General features: G+C 73.5%; 13 protein-coding genes, 1 other RNA gene and 1 pseudogene. 12 read left to right on the forward strand and 3 right to left on the reverse strand.

All coding sequences use genetic code 11. The features are described from left to right. Positions 1–605, reverse strand: a 605-nt coding sequence (locus tag PV350_RS34635; RefSeq protein WP_500337530.1) for an FHA domain-containing protein, incomplete at its 3' end; no start/stop codon positions are given. 367 nt (positions 606–972) lie between these two features. Between PV350_RS34635 and PV350_RS34640 the strand changes: the two genes are divergently transcribed. The 4 genes and pseudogenes from PV350_RS34640 to prfB all read left to right on the forward strand — a co-directional run bounded on the left by PV350_RS34640 (position 973) and on the right by prfB (position 6,399). Further along, the gene (locus tag PV350_RS34640; RefSeq protein WP_500337531.1) at positions 973–2,760 is read left to right on the forward strand and encodes a serine/threonine-protein kinase; all 1,788 of its coding nucleotides are present in this window, start codon (positions 973–975) and stop codon (positions 2,758–2,760) included. Between the two features lie 287 nt (positions 2,761–3,047). Continuing rightward, positions 3,048–4,292, forward strand: a pseudogene (locus PV350_RS34645) (serine/threonine-protein kinase); the annotation flags it as partial. 150 nt (positions 4,293–4,442) lie between these two features. Next, on the forward strand, positions 4,443–5,195 hold the full coding sequence (locus PV350_RS34650) for a DUF8189 domain-containing protein (protein ID WP_500337534.1): 753 nt from the start codon (positions 4,443–4,445) through the stop codon (positions 5,193–5,195). An 85-nt stretch (positions 5,196–5,280) separates the two neighbouring features. Beyond that, entirely contained in the window at positions 5,281–6,399 is a 1,119-nt protein-coding gene (prfB, locus tag PV350_RS34655; protein ID WP_499512126.1) for a PCRF domain-containing protein, read from the forward strand. Positions 6,400–6,791: 392 nt separating this feature from the next. Here prfB and PV350_RS34660 read toward each other — a convergent pair whose 3' ends face one another. Then, positions 6,792–6,983 (reverse strand): hypothetical protein, encoded by a 192-nt coding sequence (locus PV350_RS34660; protein ID WP_326575680.1) that lies wholly within the window; start codon positions 6,981–6,983, stop codon positions 6,792–6,794. 275 nt (positions 6,984–7,258) lie between these two features. Here PV350_RS34660 and ftsE point away from each other — a divergent pair, with 275 nt between their 5' ends. The 5 genes from ftsE (at position 7,259) to ssrA (ending at position 11,167) form a co-directional block, all read left to right on the forward strand. After that, entirely contained in the window at positions 7,259–7,948 is a 690-nt protein-coding gene (ftsE, locus tag PV350_RS34665) for a cell division ATP-binding protein FtsE (RefSeq protein WP_018564091.1), read from the forward strand. A gap of 44 nt (positions 7,949–7,992) precedes the next feature. Beyond that, positions 7,993–8,910, forward strand: a complete 918-nt coding sequence (gene ftsX, locus PV350_RS34670; protein ID WP_499512125.1) for a permease-like cell division protein FtsX — start codon at positions 7,993–7,995, stop codon at positions 8,908–8,910. Positions 8,911–8,977: 67 nt separating this feature from the next. Then, positions 8,978–10,141 (forward strand): S41 family peptidase, encoded by a 1,164-nt coding sequence (locus PV350_RS34675; protein ID WP_500337532.1) that lies wholly within the window; start codon positions 8,978–8,980, stop codon positions 10,139–10,141. Between the two features lie 55 nt (positions 10,142–10,196). Continuing rightward, positions 10,197–10,679: an SsrA-binding protein SmpB gene (smpB, locus tag PV350_RS34680; RefSeq protein WP_499512123.1), complete on the forward strand. Its 483-nt coding sequence runs from the start codon at positions 10,197–10,199 to the stop codon at positions 10,677–10,679. Between the two features lie 101 nt (positions 10,680–10,780). Further along, positions 10,781–11,167, forward strand: a transfer-messenger RNA (tmRNA) gene (gene ssrA, locus PV350_RS34685). Positions 11,168–11,279: 112 nt separating this feature from the next. Here ssrA and PV350_RS34690 read toward each other — a convergent pair. Beyond that, positions 11,280–12,488, reverse strand: a complete 1,209-nt coding sequence (locus PV350_RS34690) for an MFS transporter (protein WP_500337533.1) — start codon at positions 12,486–12,488, stop codon at positions 11,280–11,282. Between the two features lie 98 nt (positions 12,489–12,586). Between PV350_RS34690 and PV350_RS34695 the strand changes: the two genes are divergently transcribed. The 3 genes from PV350_RS34695 to PV350_RS34705 all read left to right on the forward strand — a co-directional run bounded on the left by PV350_RS34695 (position 12,587) and on the right by PV350_RS34705 (position 16,370). Further along, positions 12,587–13,576: a LysR family transcriptional regulator gene (locus PV350_RS34695; RefSeq protein ID WP_499512121.1), complete on the forward strand. Its 990-nt coding sequence runs from the start codon at positions 12,587–12,589 to the stop codon at positions 13,574–13,576. A 103-nt stretch (positions 13,577–13,679) separates the two neighbouring features. Then, positions 13,680–15,071, forward strand: coding sequence for a nitrate/nitrite transporter (locus PV350_RS34700; RefSeq protein WP_499512120.1), 1,392 nt, complete (start codon positions 13,680–13,682; stop codon positions 15,069–15,071). A gap of 153 nt (positions 15,072–15,224) precedes the next feature. Continuing rightward, positions 15,225–16,370 carry a uroporphyrinogen-III synthase gene (locus tag PV350_RS34705; RefSeq protein WP_499512119.1) on the forward strand — a complete coding sequence of 382 codons (1,146 nt, stop codon included), beginning with the start codon at positions 15,225–15,227 and terminating at the stop codon, positions 16,368–16,370. Positions 16,371–16,443 lie beyond the last annotated feature (73 nt).

Genomic DNA, 16,443 nt, shown 5'->3' on the forward strand with positions numbered 1-16,443 from the left:
GCCGAGCCCGGGGGTGCCGGCTCCAGCCGGAGGGTCGACTCGCCGATCCGCAGCAGCGTGCCGGCGGGGAAGGGGACCGCGCGCTCGCCCACGGGAGCGCCGTCGAGGGTGGTGCCGTTGGTGGAGCCGAGGTCGGCCACGGTGACCCGGCCCTCGCCGTCCACCGTGATGGCACAGTGCAGCCGCGAGACGTCGGGGTCGTCCAGCGGGACGTCCGCGTCCGCGGACCGGCCGACCCGGATCCGGCCGCCCTGCAGCAGGTGGACGCCGCCCGCGTCGGGTCCGCCGACGACGTGCAGCCGGGCGGCGGCCGAGGGGCGGCCGCCGTCGTGCCCGTCGGCGGGGGAGTGCAGCGACAGGACGGCGCCGTCGAGCAGGGGCGGCACGCCGAGGACGGCGGTGGCCGGGTCCAGGCGCTCGGTGCCCGCGTACAGCGGGGGCGTGGACTTGCCGGCCCGCGCGGGCTGGCCGGAGCCGCCCGAGCCGGACGCGAGGGCTCCGGCCACGGCACTCAGGGGAGTGCCCGCGGGCGCGGTGACCAGCACGTCGCAGGAGCGCGCCGCGCGGCCGCCGCGCGGCCCGAGAACGGTCAGCCGGATCTGCATCTCCGTCCACGGTCCCTTCTGCCCGGATCCACCGCGGTGCGGGCCCCCGACCCCACCCCGCCGTGCCCGGGACGTCGACACGTACAAGAACGGACCGGCGGGCTCCCCTCGCCCGGCTGACCCAGCCGGCTCGGCGATGCGCGTTCCGCGACACGCATCCTCCCACCCGCCGCCGACAGCTCGCCGCCGGTGCCCACCTTTGCGATCTTGAATGGTCAGCATTGGGCGGAAAGAGCAACCAAACGACCGTACCCAGCGTCCTAACCCCACACCCGCCCCGTACCGGAACGCAGCCCCGCTCCCACGTGGCGGCACTACAGTGGGCGAAACAGGCCACGGACCAGGCCAAGATCCAGGGAGCGCGAACGTGCGGCCGGTAGGCAGCAAATACGAACTGGTGGAGCCGCTCGGGCGCGGAGCCACGGGCACCGTGTGGCGGTCGCAGGTACGGGACACCGGCGAGACCGTCGCGATCAAGGTGCTCAAGGAGGAGCTGGCGGGCGATCCCGACATCGTCATGCGCTTCCTCCGGGAGCGGTCGGTCCTGCTGAGGCTGCGCCACCCGCACATCGTCCGGGTCCGCGACCTGGTCGTGGAGGGTGAGCTGCTCGCCCTGGTGATGGACCTGGTCGAGGGTCCCGACCTCTACCGCCACCTGCGCGAGAACGGCCCGTTCTCGCCGGTCGGCGCCGCCCTGCTGACCGCCGCCGTGGCCGACGCGCTGGCCGCCAGCCACGCCGACGGCGTGGTCCACCGCGACCTCAAGCCCGCCAACGTCCTGCTCGCCACCGTCGCCGGCCCGGACGGCACCCAGCAGATGCACCCGATGCTGACCGACTTCGGCATCGCGCGGCTGGCGGACTCGCCCGGCGTCACCCGCACCCACGAGTTCGTCGGCACGCCCGCCTACATAGCGCCGGAGTCGGCCCAGGGCCGTCCGCAGACCTCCGCGGTGGATATCTACGGCGCCGGCATCCTCCTGTACGAACTGGTCACCGGCCGCCCGCCGTTCCGGGGCGAGAGCGCGCTCGAAGTGCTGCACCAGCACCTGAGCGAGGAGCCGCGCCGTCCCTCGACCGTGCCCGAACCGCTGTGGACGGTGATAGAGCGCTGCCTGCGCAAGGAGCCCGGCGAGCGGCCGAGCGCGGAGAACCTGGCGCGCGCCCTGCGCGTCGTCGCGGCGGGCGTGGGCGTGCACTCCTCCCCGGCGCAGTCCGAGGCGGCGCTCGGCGTCGCCGCGCTGCTCGCGCCGGACCCGGCCCCGGCCACCGTCCCGGACACCCCGCTCGTCCCGCCGGGCACCGCCGACCCCACCCAGGTGCTGCCGAACCGGTCGCCCGTCGGCGCGTACGACGCGTACGACCCCAATGCCGCCACCAGCGTCCTGCCCGCCTCGGCGGGGGGCGCCGCCGACGCGACCCGGGTGATCCCGGGCGGCTCGGCACCGACGGCGTCCGGCGACGGCACCCGCGTGATGCCGCCGGTGCCGGACGGGCCGCCGGACTCCGGTGTCCCGCAGGGCCCGCATCCGTGGGAGTCGCAGCTCAACCGCGCCCGTGCGCGCGCCGAGCAGACCGAGATCCAGTACCTGGACCCGGAGCAGGACCCGCTGCGCCGCAGGCCGCGCCGGCAGCCCGCCCAGCAGCCGCAACAGCCGCAGCAGCCTCCCCAGGCGTACCAGCAGCGGCCGCAGCAGCCCCCTCAGTACCGGCAGCCCTCGCAGCCCGCCTACGCCCCGCAGCCGCATCCGCAGCAGTACGGCCAGCAGCCGCAGCCCCAGCCCCAGCAGTACGCGCCGCGGCCGCAGCAGCCCGCGCCGCGCTACGAGCAGCCGCAGCACCAGCGGTACGAGCCGCAGCGCCCGCCCGCGCCCGAGCCGGCCCCGCACCGCGAGCCGCGCCCCCGCAGCGCCAACCCGATGAAGATCCCGGGCCTGGGGTGCCTCAAGGGCTGCTTCACGATGATCGTCGTGCTGATCGTGATCTTCATGCTGGCCTGGTACCTCACCCCCCTGCAGGACTGGCTGAACACGGGCAAGGGCCTGTGGGACACCGTGACCGGCTGGATCAGCGAGGCGTGGAACTGGGTCTCCACCATCGGTGACACCGCCAACAGCGCCCCGGACGTCCCGAACGTCCCCGGCGGCAACCAGTAGCGGCGTGCGGCGGCGCCCCCGGCCGGGGGCGCCGGCAACCGAGCGCGCAACTGGGCGGGCCGGGGCGGCGGATGACGTGGCGCCACCCGTGCGCGGGGCCCGGTTCCGTCAACGCCGAGCGGTACGCCGTCACCTCTCCGATCCGCCGATGTTGGTGATTTGTCGACTTCTGGAGGGTGATTTCTCCCGGAGAAGCCGCACTCACCCCTGACAGGTTCCCCCAACCGGCTCGCATCCGCGTAGCTTTGTCGCCAACACGACGGCACGTCGGAGGAGTCGGAGCAGCCTTGGGACGGAAGATCGGCAGCCGGTACACCGCGCACCAGGTGCTGGGGCGGGGTTCCGCCGGCACGGTGTGGCTGGGCGAGGGCCCCGAAGGCCCGGTCGCCATCAAGCTGCTGCGCGAGGACCTCGCCTCCGACCAGGACCTCGTCGGCCGCTTCGTGCAGGAGCGCACGGCCCTGCTGGCGCTCCACCACCCGCACATCGTCGGCATCCGCGACCTGGTGGTCGACGGTTCCGACCTCGCGCTCGTCATGGAACTCGTCCGCGGCACGGACCTGCGCTCCCGGCTGGAGCGCGAACGCAGGCTCACCCCCGAGGCGGCCGTGTCCATCACCGCGGACGTCGCGGACGGCCTGGCCGCGGCCCACGCCGCGGGCGTCGTCCACCGCGACGTCAAGCCGGAGAACGTCCTGCTGGACTCCGCCGCCCCGCCCGGGCCGGGCGGGGCGCCCCCGGCGCTGCTCACCGACTTCGGCATCGCCCGGCTGGTCGACTCCCCGCGCCGCACCCGGGCCACCCGCATCATCGGCACCCCCGACTACCTGGCACCGGAGATCATCGAAGGTCTGCCGCCGCGTGCCTCCGTCGACATCTACGCCCTCGCCACCGTCCTGTACGAGCTGCTCGCCGGCTTCACTCCGTTCGGCGGCGGTCACCCCGGCGCGGTGCTGCGCCGGCACGTCACCGAGTCCGTCGCGCCGCTGCCCGACCTGCCCGACGAGCTGTGGCAGCTGCTCTCCCAGTGCCTCGCCAAGGCCCCCGCCTCCCGGCTGAGGGCGGCCGAGGTCGGCGCGCGGCTGCGCGAGCTGCTGCCCGCGCTCGCCGGGCTGCCCCCGCTGGAGGTGGACGCGCCCGGCGACCACCACGGCGAGGATGCGTACGACCGGGAGCCCGGTTCCGTCGCCGAGCCGTACGACCCGCCGGCCGGCCAGCCACGTGGTGCCGTGCCCCTGGTCCGCGGCTCCGCACCCGACTCGACGCGCGACACGCACACCAGCATCAAGCTGCCCACCGCGGAGGAGCTGGCCGGCGGCGGGGCCGCCGCGATGCCCGGCCAGCGCGCCCGGCACCGCCACCGGGCCGTCCCCGACGCGCTCCAGCGCCGCCGCGTCAAGATCGGCGCCGCGGCGGCGGCCGCCCTGGTCGTCGGGCTCGGCGGCTGGGCGATCGCGGCCTCCGGCTCCGACGACGACGGCGGCTCCAACAGCCGGGAGGACAAGCCGTCCGGGCAGGCCTCGACCACCCCGACCGCCCCCACCGGCGCCGCCGCCTCCCCGCAGGGCGCGGTCAGCACCCCGGCGGGCACCGCCGAGGACGCCGCGCTGCGCTGGTCCGGCTACACGGCGCTGCCCCACTTCCCGGACCACGACGTCCACCCGGTCGGCGGCCCCCGCGCGATCTCCGTCTCCGGTACGACGTACGTGTTCACCCGGGGCAGCGACAAGAACGTCTGGTACCTGGTCTCCGGCACCTGGCACCGGCTCACCGGGATAAGCGTCGCCGACGACCCCTCGGTCGTCTCCTCGCGCGCCGGGCAGCTGGACGTCTTCGCCCTCGGCACCGACCACAAGGTCTACCGCCGCACCCTCAGCGGCGGCGCGTGGGGCGACTGGTACCAGGTCGACCAGCCCGCCCGTTTCACCACGACCCCCGCCGCCGCGTCCTCCGCGCCCGGCCGGATCGACCTGGTCGGCTGCTCCGGCGGTGACCTCGTCACCTCCTCCTGGGTCGACGGCCGCTGGAACGCCTGGGCGCTGGTCCCCACCGCTGGCCGGGTCACCGCCGCCCCCGGGCTGGTCTCGGCCGCCTCCGGCACCCTGGACGCCTTCGCCGTCCGCAAGGCCGACGGCGCGGTGCTGCGCCTGCCGTACGTGAACGGCGCCTGGCGCCCCTCCGAGATCGTCACGGGCCTGGACGCCACGGGCCGCCCCGAACCCGCCGTCTCCGGCGGCCGGCTCTTCGTCCTCGCCCCCGCCGACGACGGGGCCCTGGCCGCCGCCGTCTCCGACGGCGGCACGTGGACGCCGGTGCCGCTGTCCGCCAGCACCCCCTCCCCCCCCGGTCTGACCACGGCGGACGACACCCTGACCCTGTACCTGCGCCGCGCCGACGGCACGCTCGCCCACGCGTCGGCCCCCGTCCCCGTCTGAGCGGCGCGGGACCTCCCGGCCGGTGAGCCGGGCCGCCCCGGCTCACCGGCACGGCAATGCGCGGCGTGCCGGTACGCTGGGGGACGTGGCAGTCCTGGATGTATCCGAAGAGCTCAAGTCCCTCTCGTCGACCATGGCCTCGATCGAGGCCGTTCTGGACCTCGACAAGCTGAGGGCCGACATCGCCGTGCTCGAGGAGCAGGCGGCGGCCCCGTCGCTGTGGGACGACCCCGACGCGGCGCAGAAGATCACCAGCAAGCTGTCGCACCTGCAGGCCGAGGTCCGCAAGGCCGAGGCGCTGCGCGGCCGCATCGACGACCTGGGGGTGCTCTTCGAGCTCGCCGAGGCCGAGGACGACGCGGACACCCGCGCCGAGGCCGAAACCGAGCTGGAGTCGGTGCGCAAGGCGCTGGACGAGATGGAGGTCCGCACCCTCCTGTCCGGCGAGTACGACGCCCGCGAGGCGCTGGTCAACATCCGCGCCGAGGCCGGCGGTGTCGACGCCGCCGACTTCGCCGAGCAGCTGCAGCGGATGTACCTGCGCTGGTCCGAGCGGCACGGCTACCCGACCGAGATCTACGAGACCTCGTTCGCGGAAGAGGCCGGCATCAAGTCCACCACCTTCGTGGTGAAGGCGCCCTACGCCTACGGCACCCTCTCCGTCGAGCAGGGCACCCACCGCCTGGTGCGCATCTCGCCCTTCGACAACCAGGGCCGCCGCCAGACGTCCTTCGCGGGCGTCGAGGTGCTGCCCGTCGTCGAGCAGAGCGACCACGTCGAGATCGACGAGACCGAGCTGCGCATCGACGTCTACCGCGCCTCCGGCCCCGGCGGCCAGGGCGTGAACACCACCGACTCCGCGGTCCGGATCACCCACATCCCGACCGGCATCGTGGTCTCCTGCCAGAACGAGCGCTCGCAGATCCAGAACAAGGCCAGCGCGATGAACGTGCTGCAGGCCAAGCTGCTGGAGCGGCGCCGCCAGGAGGAGCAGGCCAAGATGGACGCGCTCAAGGGCGACGGCGGCAACTCCTGGGGCAACCAGATGCGTTCCTACGTCCTCCACCCGTACCAGATGGTCAAGGACCTGCGGACGGAGTACGAGGTCGGCAACCCCCAGGGCGTCCTCGACGGCGACATCGACGGCTTCCTCGAGGCGGGCATCCGCTGGCGCAAGCAGCAGGAGCAGGGCGCCGGCGTCTGACGCGACGTCAACGTCCCGGAACTCCACGACTGCCGCCCATCGGGCGGCAGTCGTTGCGTTCCGGGGCGGCCGAGCCCGCACGCGGGCGTGCGCGGCCGGTCCGGCCCGGGTGCCGACGGTGCCACCCGCACCGTCGTCGGCGGCAGCGGATCGGTCACCCAGGGTCACGGCAACGCGAGCCGGCCGTGGTGCCGTCGCGACTCTCTTCGTCCGGTCGGTGCCGGTTTCCGCTTGATGCCGCACCTGACCGGCTGCGGCCACCACGCCGCGCCGGGAGGCTCACGCCCGGACCCGGGGGCCCCTGTGCGTCCACGGGAGCCCCGCAAACGCCACGGAGGCCCGCAGCGCCGATGCGCCGCGGGCCCCCGTGCTTGCTGTCTGTGTACGCCGTGCTACACGGCGGCCTCGTGCACCACCCACGCCACCGCGAGCAGGGCGACCAGCAGGGCGATCAGTGCCGCCGGGGAGATGGCCGCGAAGGGGTTCTCCTGCTGCATGCGGGCGCGGTGGGCGCGGCAGACCGCACAGCGGCCCTCGCTGACGGGGCCGGCGCAGTTGGCGCACACCAGTCGGTCGACTGTCATGCGGTGGCCTCCTCCCAGGCGGCCTGGCGGCCGCTCCATGAACAACGCGCGATAGGGGCGGTACGTTCCCGAGCCCCCCGACCACTGTGCCAGTTCCCGGGACGCTCGGCGCGCCCCGCGTGATTCCTGCGACTCCGAAGAGTGACGCATGTGGCCAATGCCTGCTTTGTCCCCCCGTGGTCGATGAATAAACCCGTCATCCCGGACCGCGGACTGCGCGGGCCGCGGCCATTCGCGTAAGGTCGCCTCCGATCCCCTGTATCCGGAGTGCGACCGTGATCCGATTCGACAACGTCACCAAGACCTACCCCCGGCAGAACCGTCCTGCACTTCGGGACGTGTCGCTGGAAATCGAGAAGGGTGAATTCGTCTTCCTGGTGGGCTCCTCCGGCTCCGGGAAGTCGACCTTCCTGCGGCTGATCCTGCGCGAGGAGCGGACGGACACCGGCATGGTGCACGTCCTCGGCAAGGACCTCGCGCGGTTGTCCAACTGGAAGGTGCCGCAGATGCGGCGCCAGTTGGGCACCGTCTTCCAGGACTTCCGCCTGCTGCCCAACAAGACGGTCGCGGAGAACGTGGCGTTCGCCCTCGAGGTGATCGGCAAGCCGCGCGGCACCATCCGCAAGACGGTCCCCGAGGTGCTCGACCTCGTCGGCCTCGGCGGCAAGGAGGACCGCATGCCGGGCGAGCTGTCCGGTGGTGAGCAGCAGCGCGTGGCGATCGCCCGGGCGTTCGTCAACCGCCCGATGCTGCTGATCGCGGACGAGCCCACGGGAAACCTCGACCCGCAGACCTCCGTGGGCATCATGCGGCTGCTGGACCGCATCAACCGGACCGGCACCACCGTGGTGATGGCCACCCACGACCAGAACATCGTCGACCAGATGCGCAAGCGCGTCATCGAGCTCGAGAAGGGGCGACTGGTCCGCGACCAGTCCCGCGGCGTCTACGGCTACCAGCACTGAGCCTGGGCCCCGCCCTGCACACCGCAGCCTTCTGAAAGGACAACATGCGCGCCCAGTTCGTGCTCTCGGAGATCGGCGTCGGTCTCCGGCGCAACCTCACCATGACCTTCGCGGTCATCGTCTCCGTGGCCCTCTCGCTCGCGCTCGCCGGCGGCTCGTGGCTCGCCCGCGAGCAGGTCGACTCGATGAAGGGCTACTGGTACGACAAGGTCCAGGTGTCGATCTTCCTCTGCAACAAGAACGACGCCAAGACCGACCCCAACTGCACCAAGGGCGCGGTCACCGAGGAGCAGAAGCAGGACATCGAGAAGCAGCTCAAGGCGCTGCCGCTCGTGGACAAGTACTTCCACGAGAGCGCGGAGGACGCCTACAAGCACTACAAGGAGCAGTTCTCCGACTCGCCGCTGGCCGACTCGCTCACCCCGGACCAGATGCAGGAGTCGTTCCGGGTCAAGCTCAAGGACCCGACGAAGTTCCAGGTGGTGGCGAGCGCCTTCCAGGGCCGTCCCGGCGTCCAGGAGGTGCAGGACCAGAAGGCCCTGCTGGACAACCTGTTCGGGCTGCTCAACGGCATGACGCTGGCCGCGCTGGTGGTGCTGGCGTTCATGCTCGCGGTGGCGATGATGCTGATCGTCAACACGGTGCGTGTGTCGGCCTTCAGCCGCCGCCGGGAGACCGGGATCATGCGGCTGGTCGGCGCGTCCAGCTTCTACATCCAGATGCCGTTCATCATGGAGGCCGCGTTCGCCGGTCTGGTCGGCGGTGGCCTGGCCTGTCTGATGCTCCTCGTGGGCCGCTACTTCCTGATCGACCACGGCCTCTCGCTGCAGACCAAGGTGCCGCTGATCAACTTCCTCGGCTGGGGCGAGGTGGCGCAGGTGCTGCCGCTGGTGCTGGTGGTGGGCATGCTGATGCCCGCGCTGGCGGCCCTGATCGCGCTGCGCAAATACCTCAAGGTCTGATCCGCGCCAAGGGCGCTGTACGGCCAACTTTCCGTACAGCGCCCGCTTCTCGCCTAGACTGCCCGACGTGCTGAGCCCACGTCCGCCCGGGAGACCACGCCGCCTGCGCCGTGCCGCGGCGCTGACGCTGGTCTTCGGCGCGGTCCTGGCGACGGGTGCCGCGGCGGGTTCCTTCGGGGACCTCGGCGGGGAGCGGCGGACGCCGTCGCACTCCCGCATCCCGGCCGGCACCGTCGCCGACACCGACGAGATCGCCGAGGCGATCGCGGAGGGCAAGGTCGGCGCGCAGGCCGCGCAGGCCCTGGTCAGCCGTAGCGGCGACCGCTGGTCCTCCTTCTACACGGCCCAGGAGTACGAGGGTTTCCAGCAGTCCCTGGACGGCCGGTACGTGGGCGTCGGTCTGTGGGTGCGACGCACCGAGGACGGCCGGATCGGCATCGACCGCGTCCAGTCCGGCAGCCCGGCCGCCCGGGCCGGGGTGCTCGCCGGGGACCGGCTGATGAGCATCGACGGCACGGAGGTCACCGGCCGTCCCGTCACCGAGGTCGTCGCCCGGCTGCGCGGTTCCGACGCGGCCGGCACCGCCGTGGCCCTGGGCCTGCGGCGCGGCGCGCGCTCCTGGACGGTCTCCCCGCGGCGCGCCCTGCTGCCGACGGAGTCCGTACGGGTCCGGCGCGTCCCCGGCGGCGTCAGCGTCGTCAAGGTGGACGCCTTCACCAAGGGTGTCGCCGGGCAGGTCCGCAACGCCCTGGCCGGCCGGCCGGGACACAAGGGCATAGTCCTGGACCTGCGCGGCAACTCCGGCGGCCTGGTCACCGAGGCCGTCGGTGTGGCCTCCGCGTTCCTGGACGGCGGCCTGGTCGCCACGTACGACGTCCACGGCAGGCAGCAGGCGCTCTACGCGGCCGACGCCGGCGACACCGACACCCGGCTCGTCGTGCTCGTGGACGGCGGCACGATGAGTGCGGCCGAACTGCTCGCCGGCGCCCTGCAGGACCGCGGCCGTGCCGTCGTCGTGGGCTCCCGCACCTTCGGCAAGGGCTCGGTGCAGATGCCCAGCCGGCTGTCGGACGGTTCGGTCGCCGAGCTCACCGTCGGCCACTACCGGCTGCCCGCGGGCCGCCGGGTGGACGGCCGCGGGGTCGAGCCCGACCTGAAGGTCACCGGTGGCGCGGACGCCGAGTCCGAGGCCCTCCAGGTGCTGGACGGTCTGGGCACGCCGGCCCGCTGACCGGCGCGCAAACCGGTACCCCCCGGCCCCGCCGAGGTGCGAGAATGGCCGCGCTATGGCAAAGGAAACGGGTCGCAAGCTGATCGCGCAGAACAAGAAGGCGCGGCACGACTACCACATCCTCGACACCTACGAGGCGGGCCTGGTGCTCACCGGCACCGAGGTGAAGTCGCTGCGCCAGGGACGCGCTTCCCTGGTCGACGGCTTCGGCCAGCTCGACGGGGGCGAGGCGTGGCTGCACAACGTGCACATCCCCGAGTACACCCAGGGGACGTGGACGAACCACTCGGCGCGGCGCAAGCGCAAGCTGCTGCTGCACCGGGAGGAGATCGAGAAGCTCTTCCAGAAGTCCCAGGAGACCGGTCACACGATCGTGCCGCTCTCCCTGTACTTCAAGGACGGCCGGGCGAAGGTCGAGATCGCGCTGGCCAAGGGCAAGAAGGACTACGACAAGCGGCAGACCCTGCGCGAGAAGCAGGACCGCCGCGAGGCCGACCGGGCCATCTCGGCGGCGCGCCGCCGGCAGCGGGGCGACTGACCCCCGGGAAATGCGCTGGCCTCCGTGTACGTCGGTCACGTACGATGGCGTCAGCACCACCGGGCCGTGACGGCCCGGTGAGCAGTTTGAAAAATCAACATGGGGATGATCGGTTTCGACTGGGGATGTCGAAGCAGGGGAAGCGAGCCGAGAAAGCGGCAATGATCTCGTAAACCATATGCCGAAAACAATAATCGCCACTTCTAAGCGCGATTCCTCCGCCTTCGCTCTCGCTGCCTAATTAGCAGCTAGCGAAGACTCCGCGGAGTGTCAGCCCGGGGCTGTTCCCGACCCGGATCCTGGCATCAGCTAGGGGACTAAACCACTGAGTCCGGCCACGGGGCTCGGTGGGAAACCAAACAGTGGCTGGGCCCGTCGGCGGCTTGTCCGCGTGACTGCCGGGGCCGAGAAAAGCACAGCGGACTGCGCTCGGAGAAGCCCTGATTCTGCACCACAGGACGCGGGTTCGATTCCCGCCATCTCCACTGACCCAACGGAAGGCGATGCCTGCCGCGCACTGCGCGGGAGGCATCGCCTTCCGTCGTTTCCGGGGCCCGTCCCCTCGCCGCACGGCGCCCCGCCCGGCTGACGGCCGGTAGGTCAGGCCCGGCGACGGGCCGTCCGCAGGGAGGCCGCCGCGACCAGCGCCGCGGTGGCCGCGGCGACCGCCGGTATCGCGTACGCGGGGACCGCACCCCGGTGCTCCACGACGGACCCCGCGGCGAAGGAGCCCGCGGCGATGCCGCCGAGGAGGGCCGTGACGGCCAGCGTCATCCCCTCGTTGAGGCGGCCCGGCGGGACCCGGCGCTGGATCAGGGCCATGCCGTTGATCATCGTGGGCGCGGTGGCCATGCCCGCCAGCAGCAGCGCGGGGGCCAGCAGCCACAGGCCGCCGAGGGCCGCCGCGGGCAGCGGGCCGAGCATGAGGGCGGCCATCAGGGCGACGCTCGCGGCGAAGCGGCCCTCCGCGCCGCCACGGGGCCTGCGCAGCCCGTACAGCAGGCCCGCGGCGCACGAACCCGCCGCCTGGAGGGCGAGCATCGCCCCGGCGGCGCCGCGGTGCCCCTGGGAGTCGGCGAAGGCGATCGTGGTGACCTCCAGGGCGCCGAAGACCGCCCCCGTCGCCAGGAACGTCAGCAGTACCGCCGGTACCGCGGCCCGCAGCGCGCCCGCCCCCGGTCCTGCGGTGGCCCGCGGCACCGGCGGCGGTTCGGTGCCGCGCTGCGCGGCGAAGATCAGGATGCCGCCGAAGAGCAGCAGCGCCCCCGTCAGCGTGCCGGCCTCGGGGAACAGCGAGGTGCACAGGAAGGCCGCGAGGACCGGGCCGAGCATGAAGCAGACCTCGTCCGCCGCCTGCTCGAAGGAGTTGGCGACGTGCCGGCCCCGCTCGTCGTCCCGGTACAGGTGCGCCCAGCGCGCCCGCGCCATGCCTCCTGTGTTCGGCGTCGTCGCGGTGGCGGCGTACGCGGCGAACAGGGTCCAGGCCGGGGCGTGCAGCCGTACGCACACCACCAGCGCGAGCGAGCCCAGCGCGGCGAGCCCCGCGGCCGGCACGGCCACCCGGGCCTGGCCGTGCCGGTCGGTCAGGCGCGCGGTCCAGGGGGCCACCACGGCCGTCGCGGCGAGCCCGGTGGCGGTGACCGCCCCGGCCAGCGCGTACGAGCCGTAGCCGGCCGCGATCATGACGACCGCGCTGACGCCGAACATCCCCATCGGGAGCCGGGCCAGGAGGTTCCCGGTGGTGAAGGCCCGGGTGCCGGGCAGGGCGAAGAGCCGCCGGTAGGGGGCGGCGAAGGCGAGCGCGGTCATGCGACCACCCTCCCGGCGCGTCCCCGGCGCGGTCCAACACCTGATCAGCGCCCATTGACGCGTTCCCGTTGTCAATCGCGGACGTGTTCAATGGGCGGATGCCGCACGCCATCGACCCGCGCCTGCTGAGGGCCTTCACCGCCGTCGCGGAGGAACTGCACTTCACCCAGGCCGCCGCCCGCCTCCACGTCGCCCAGCAGGCGCTGAGCCGGGACGTCCGGCGCCTGGAGCGGGAACTGCGGGCCGAACTGTTCGTGCGGACGACCCGCTCGGTGCGGCTGACCGCCGAGGGGGAGCGGCTGCTGCCGTACGCCCGGCGCGTGCTCGCCGCCCACGACGAACTGGCCGCCGCCTTCGCGCCCGCCGGCCGTCCGCTGCTCGTCGACATCGGCGCGCCGGTGGGCACCGGCCACCGGGTGCTGGCCGCCGCCCGCGCCGCCGCGCCCGAACTCGAGCTCACCGCGCGCTTCCACGGCGGGCTCACCGGCGCCGCCGCGGGGATCCTCGCCGGCCGCCTGGACGTCTCCTTCGGCCGGGCGGCGGGCCTGGCCCCCGCCGTGCTGGACCGGCTGGAGCACCTGCCGGTCCGCTACGAGCGGATGGCGGTGCTGCTCCCCGCCGGCCACCGGCTGGCCCCGCTCGCCGAGGTGCCGCTCGACCGACTCGCGGGGGAGTCGCTCTACGCGGCCGCCGGGAACCCGGACACCGCCGAGTGGACGGATCTGGCCCGGCGCCTGTTCCGGGGCCGGGGCATCGCCGTCGCCGCGCCCTTCCCCGCCATCGACGGGCCGGAGGAGTTCGTCCGTCTGGTGCGCAAGCACCGCTGGCCCGTCCTGGCCAGCACCGAGTTCATCGACCTGCCCGGCTTCGTCCTGCGCCCGCTCACCGGCCCCGTACCGCTCGCCCCCGTCTCCATGGTGTGGCGGCGCGGACTGCGCCACCCCGCACTGGACGTTCTGCTCCGCGCCGCGCGCCGGCTCGCCGCGGAGGACGACTGGCTCACCGTGCCGGACGGCGCCTGGCTGCCGGAGCCGGACGCCCGCGTGATGGCGCCCCCGGCGCTCACACCGGGCCCGCGCACCGGGTGAGAGCAAGGTTGCGTGGCGGTCACCTCAGGCCATCGGGAGGAAACGCGCCGTTCCTACCGTCGTGGGCATCACCCGACGAGCGACATCAGGGCCTGGAGGCGTCATGACTGCCGCGAGCACCACCGCACGCAAGGGCGGCCGCTGGATCGAACGGTGGGACCCTGAGGACGAGGGGTCCTGGGAGAACGGCGGCCGGCGCGTCGCCCACCGGAACCTGCTGTTCTCCGTCCTGTCCGAGCACGTCGGCTTCTCCGTCTGGACGCTCTGGTCGGTCATGGTGCTCTTCATGGGCCCGGAGTACGGCATCGACCCCGCCGGGAAGTTCTTCCTGGTCGCCATGGCCACGGCGGTCGGCGCCCTGGTCCGCGTCCCGTACACCTTCGCCGTCGCGCGCTTCGGCGGCCGCAACTGGACCGTCCTCAGCGCGCTCATGCTGCTGCTGCCGACGATCGCCGCCGCCGTCGTCATGGAGCCCGGCACCTCCTACGGGACCTTCCTCGCCGTCGCCGCGCTGACCGGGGTCGGCGGCGGCAACTTCGCCTCCTCCATGACCAACATCAACTCCTTCTTCCCGCTCCGGAAGAAGGGCTGGGCCCTCGGCCTGAACGCGGGCGGCGGCAACATCGGCGTGCCGGTCGTCCAACTGGTCGGCCTGCTGGTCATCGGCACGGCGGGCGCCGGCCACCCGCGGCTGCTGCTGGCCGTCTACATCCCGCTCATCGTGGTCGCCGCCACGCTGGCGGCCCTGTACATGGACAACCTGGCGCCCGTGCGGAACGACATCGGCGCGGCCGCCGAGGCGGTGAAGGACGGCCACACCTGGATCATGTCCTTCCTCTACATCGGCACCTTCGGGTCCTTCATCGGCTACAGCTTCGCCTTCGGGCTCGTCCTGCAGAACCAGTTCGCCCGCACCCCGCTGCAGGCCGCGTCCATCACCTTCGTCGGCCCGCTGCTCGGCTCGCTGGTCCGCCCGGTCGGCGGACGGCTCGCGGACCGCTTCGGCGGCGCGCGGATCACCCTGTGGAACTTCCTGGCGATGGCCGCCGCCACCGCCGTGATCGTCCTCGCCTCGGCACAGAAGTCCCTGGCGCTGTTCTCCGGCGCCTTCGTCGCGCTGTTCATCCTGACCGGCCTCGGCAACGGCTCGACGTACAAGATGATCCCGGGCATCTACGCCGCCAAGGCCGCCGCCAAGGGCCTGACCGGCGAAGCCGCGGCCTCCTACGGACGCCGGCTGTCCGGCGCCGCGATGGGCCTGATCGGCGCCGTCGGCGCGCTCGGCGGCCTCGGCATCAACCTCGCCTTCCGGCAGTCCTTCCTCACCCGGGGCACCGGCACCCCGGCCTTCGTCACCTTCCTGGCCGTCTACGCGGTCTGCTTCGCCGTCACCTGGGCCGTATACCTGCGCAGGCCCGCACCGGCCCCCGCCCCGGCGGCCGGGCCCGGTGCCGGGGCCGAGCCGGAGCCACGGCTGTCCTACGCGCAGGTGTAGCCCCGGCGAACTGCGTAACAACGGGGAAATGCCGGTGAACCGAGACCGTCACCGGGGCTTGGAACCATGCGCGCAACGGGGCGCACGACTCCGGGACCCGGGACGGTCCCGGCCTCCGTTGCACGCGTACCTCCGGCGGAGCGAGGCAGAGCCATGCAAGTGCGACACCCAGACGTCCTCCCCTTGGCGGGCTTCACGGTCGGCGTCACCGCGGCCCGCCGCGCCGACGAGCTGTGCGCCCTGCTCGAACGGCGCGGCGCCGTCGTGATGCGGGCCCCCGCGCTGCGGATCGTCCCGCTGCCGGACGACACCGAACTGCTCGCCGCGACCAAGCGGTTGCTCGACCGCGGTCCCGACGTGGTGGTGGCCACCACGGCGATCGGCTTCCGCGGCTGGATCGAGGCCGCCGACGGCTGGGGGCTCGGCGAGCCCCTGCTGGAACGGCTGCGCCACGTCGAACTGCTCGCCCGCGGCCCCAAGGTGCGCGGTGCGATCCGCGCGGCCGGGCTCAGGGAGTCCTGGTCGCCGGCGTCCGAGTCGATGGCGGAGGTCCTCGACCGCCTGCTGGACGAGGGTGTCGACGGCCGGCGCGTCGCCGTCCAGCTGCACGGGGAGCCGGTGCCCGGCTTCAGCGAGGCACTGCGCGCGGCCGGCGCGGAGGTCGTGGGCGTACCCGTCTACCGCTGGATGCCGCCGGAGGACCTGGGCCCGGTCGACCGGCTCATCGACGCGGCCGTCGCCCGCGGACTGGACGCGGTCGCCTTCACCAGCGCCCCCGCGGCGGCCTCCCTGCTGGACCGGGCCGACCGCCGGGGTCTGCGCGGCGAACTCCTCGACGCCCTGCGCCACGACATCCTCCCGGCCTGCGTGGGCCCCGTCACGGCGCTGCCCCTGCAGGCCCACGAGGTGCCCACCGCCCAGCCCGAACGCTTCCGCCTCGGGCCGCTGGTCCAACTGCTCGCCGCAGAGCTCCCGGGGCGGGTGCGTCCCCTCCCCGTCGCCGGACGGCGCCTGGAGATCCGCGGCCACGCGGTCGTCGTCGACGGCGAGCTGCGCCCCGTCCCCCCGGCCGGGATGGCCCTGCTCCGCGCCCTCGCCCGGCGCCCCGGGTGGGTCGTCTCCCGGGCCGACCTGCTCCGGGTGCTGCCGGGGGCGGGGCGCGACGAGCACGCCGTCGAGACGGCGATGGCGCGGTTGCGGGCGGCGCTGGGGGTGCCGAAGCTCATCCAGACGGTGGTCAAGCGGGGGTACCGGCTTGCGCTGGATCCGGCGGCCGATGCCAAGTACGCCTCCGCGTGACCCGGGGTCGTGGGTGCGGCCTGTTGGTCGTGTGCGGGTTGTCTGCGCCTGCGGCGGGCGTCCACCCGCCCTC

It is taken from the genome of Streptomyces sp. PA03-6a (assembly GCF_033792765.1).
Lineage (GTDB): Bacteria > Actinomycetota > Actinomycetes > Streptomycetales > Streptomycetaceae > Actinacidiphila.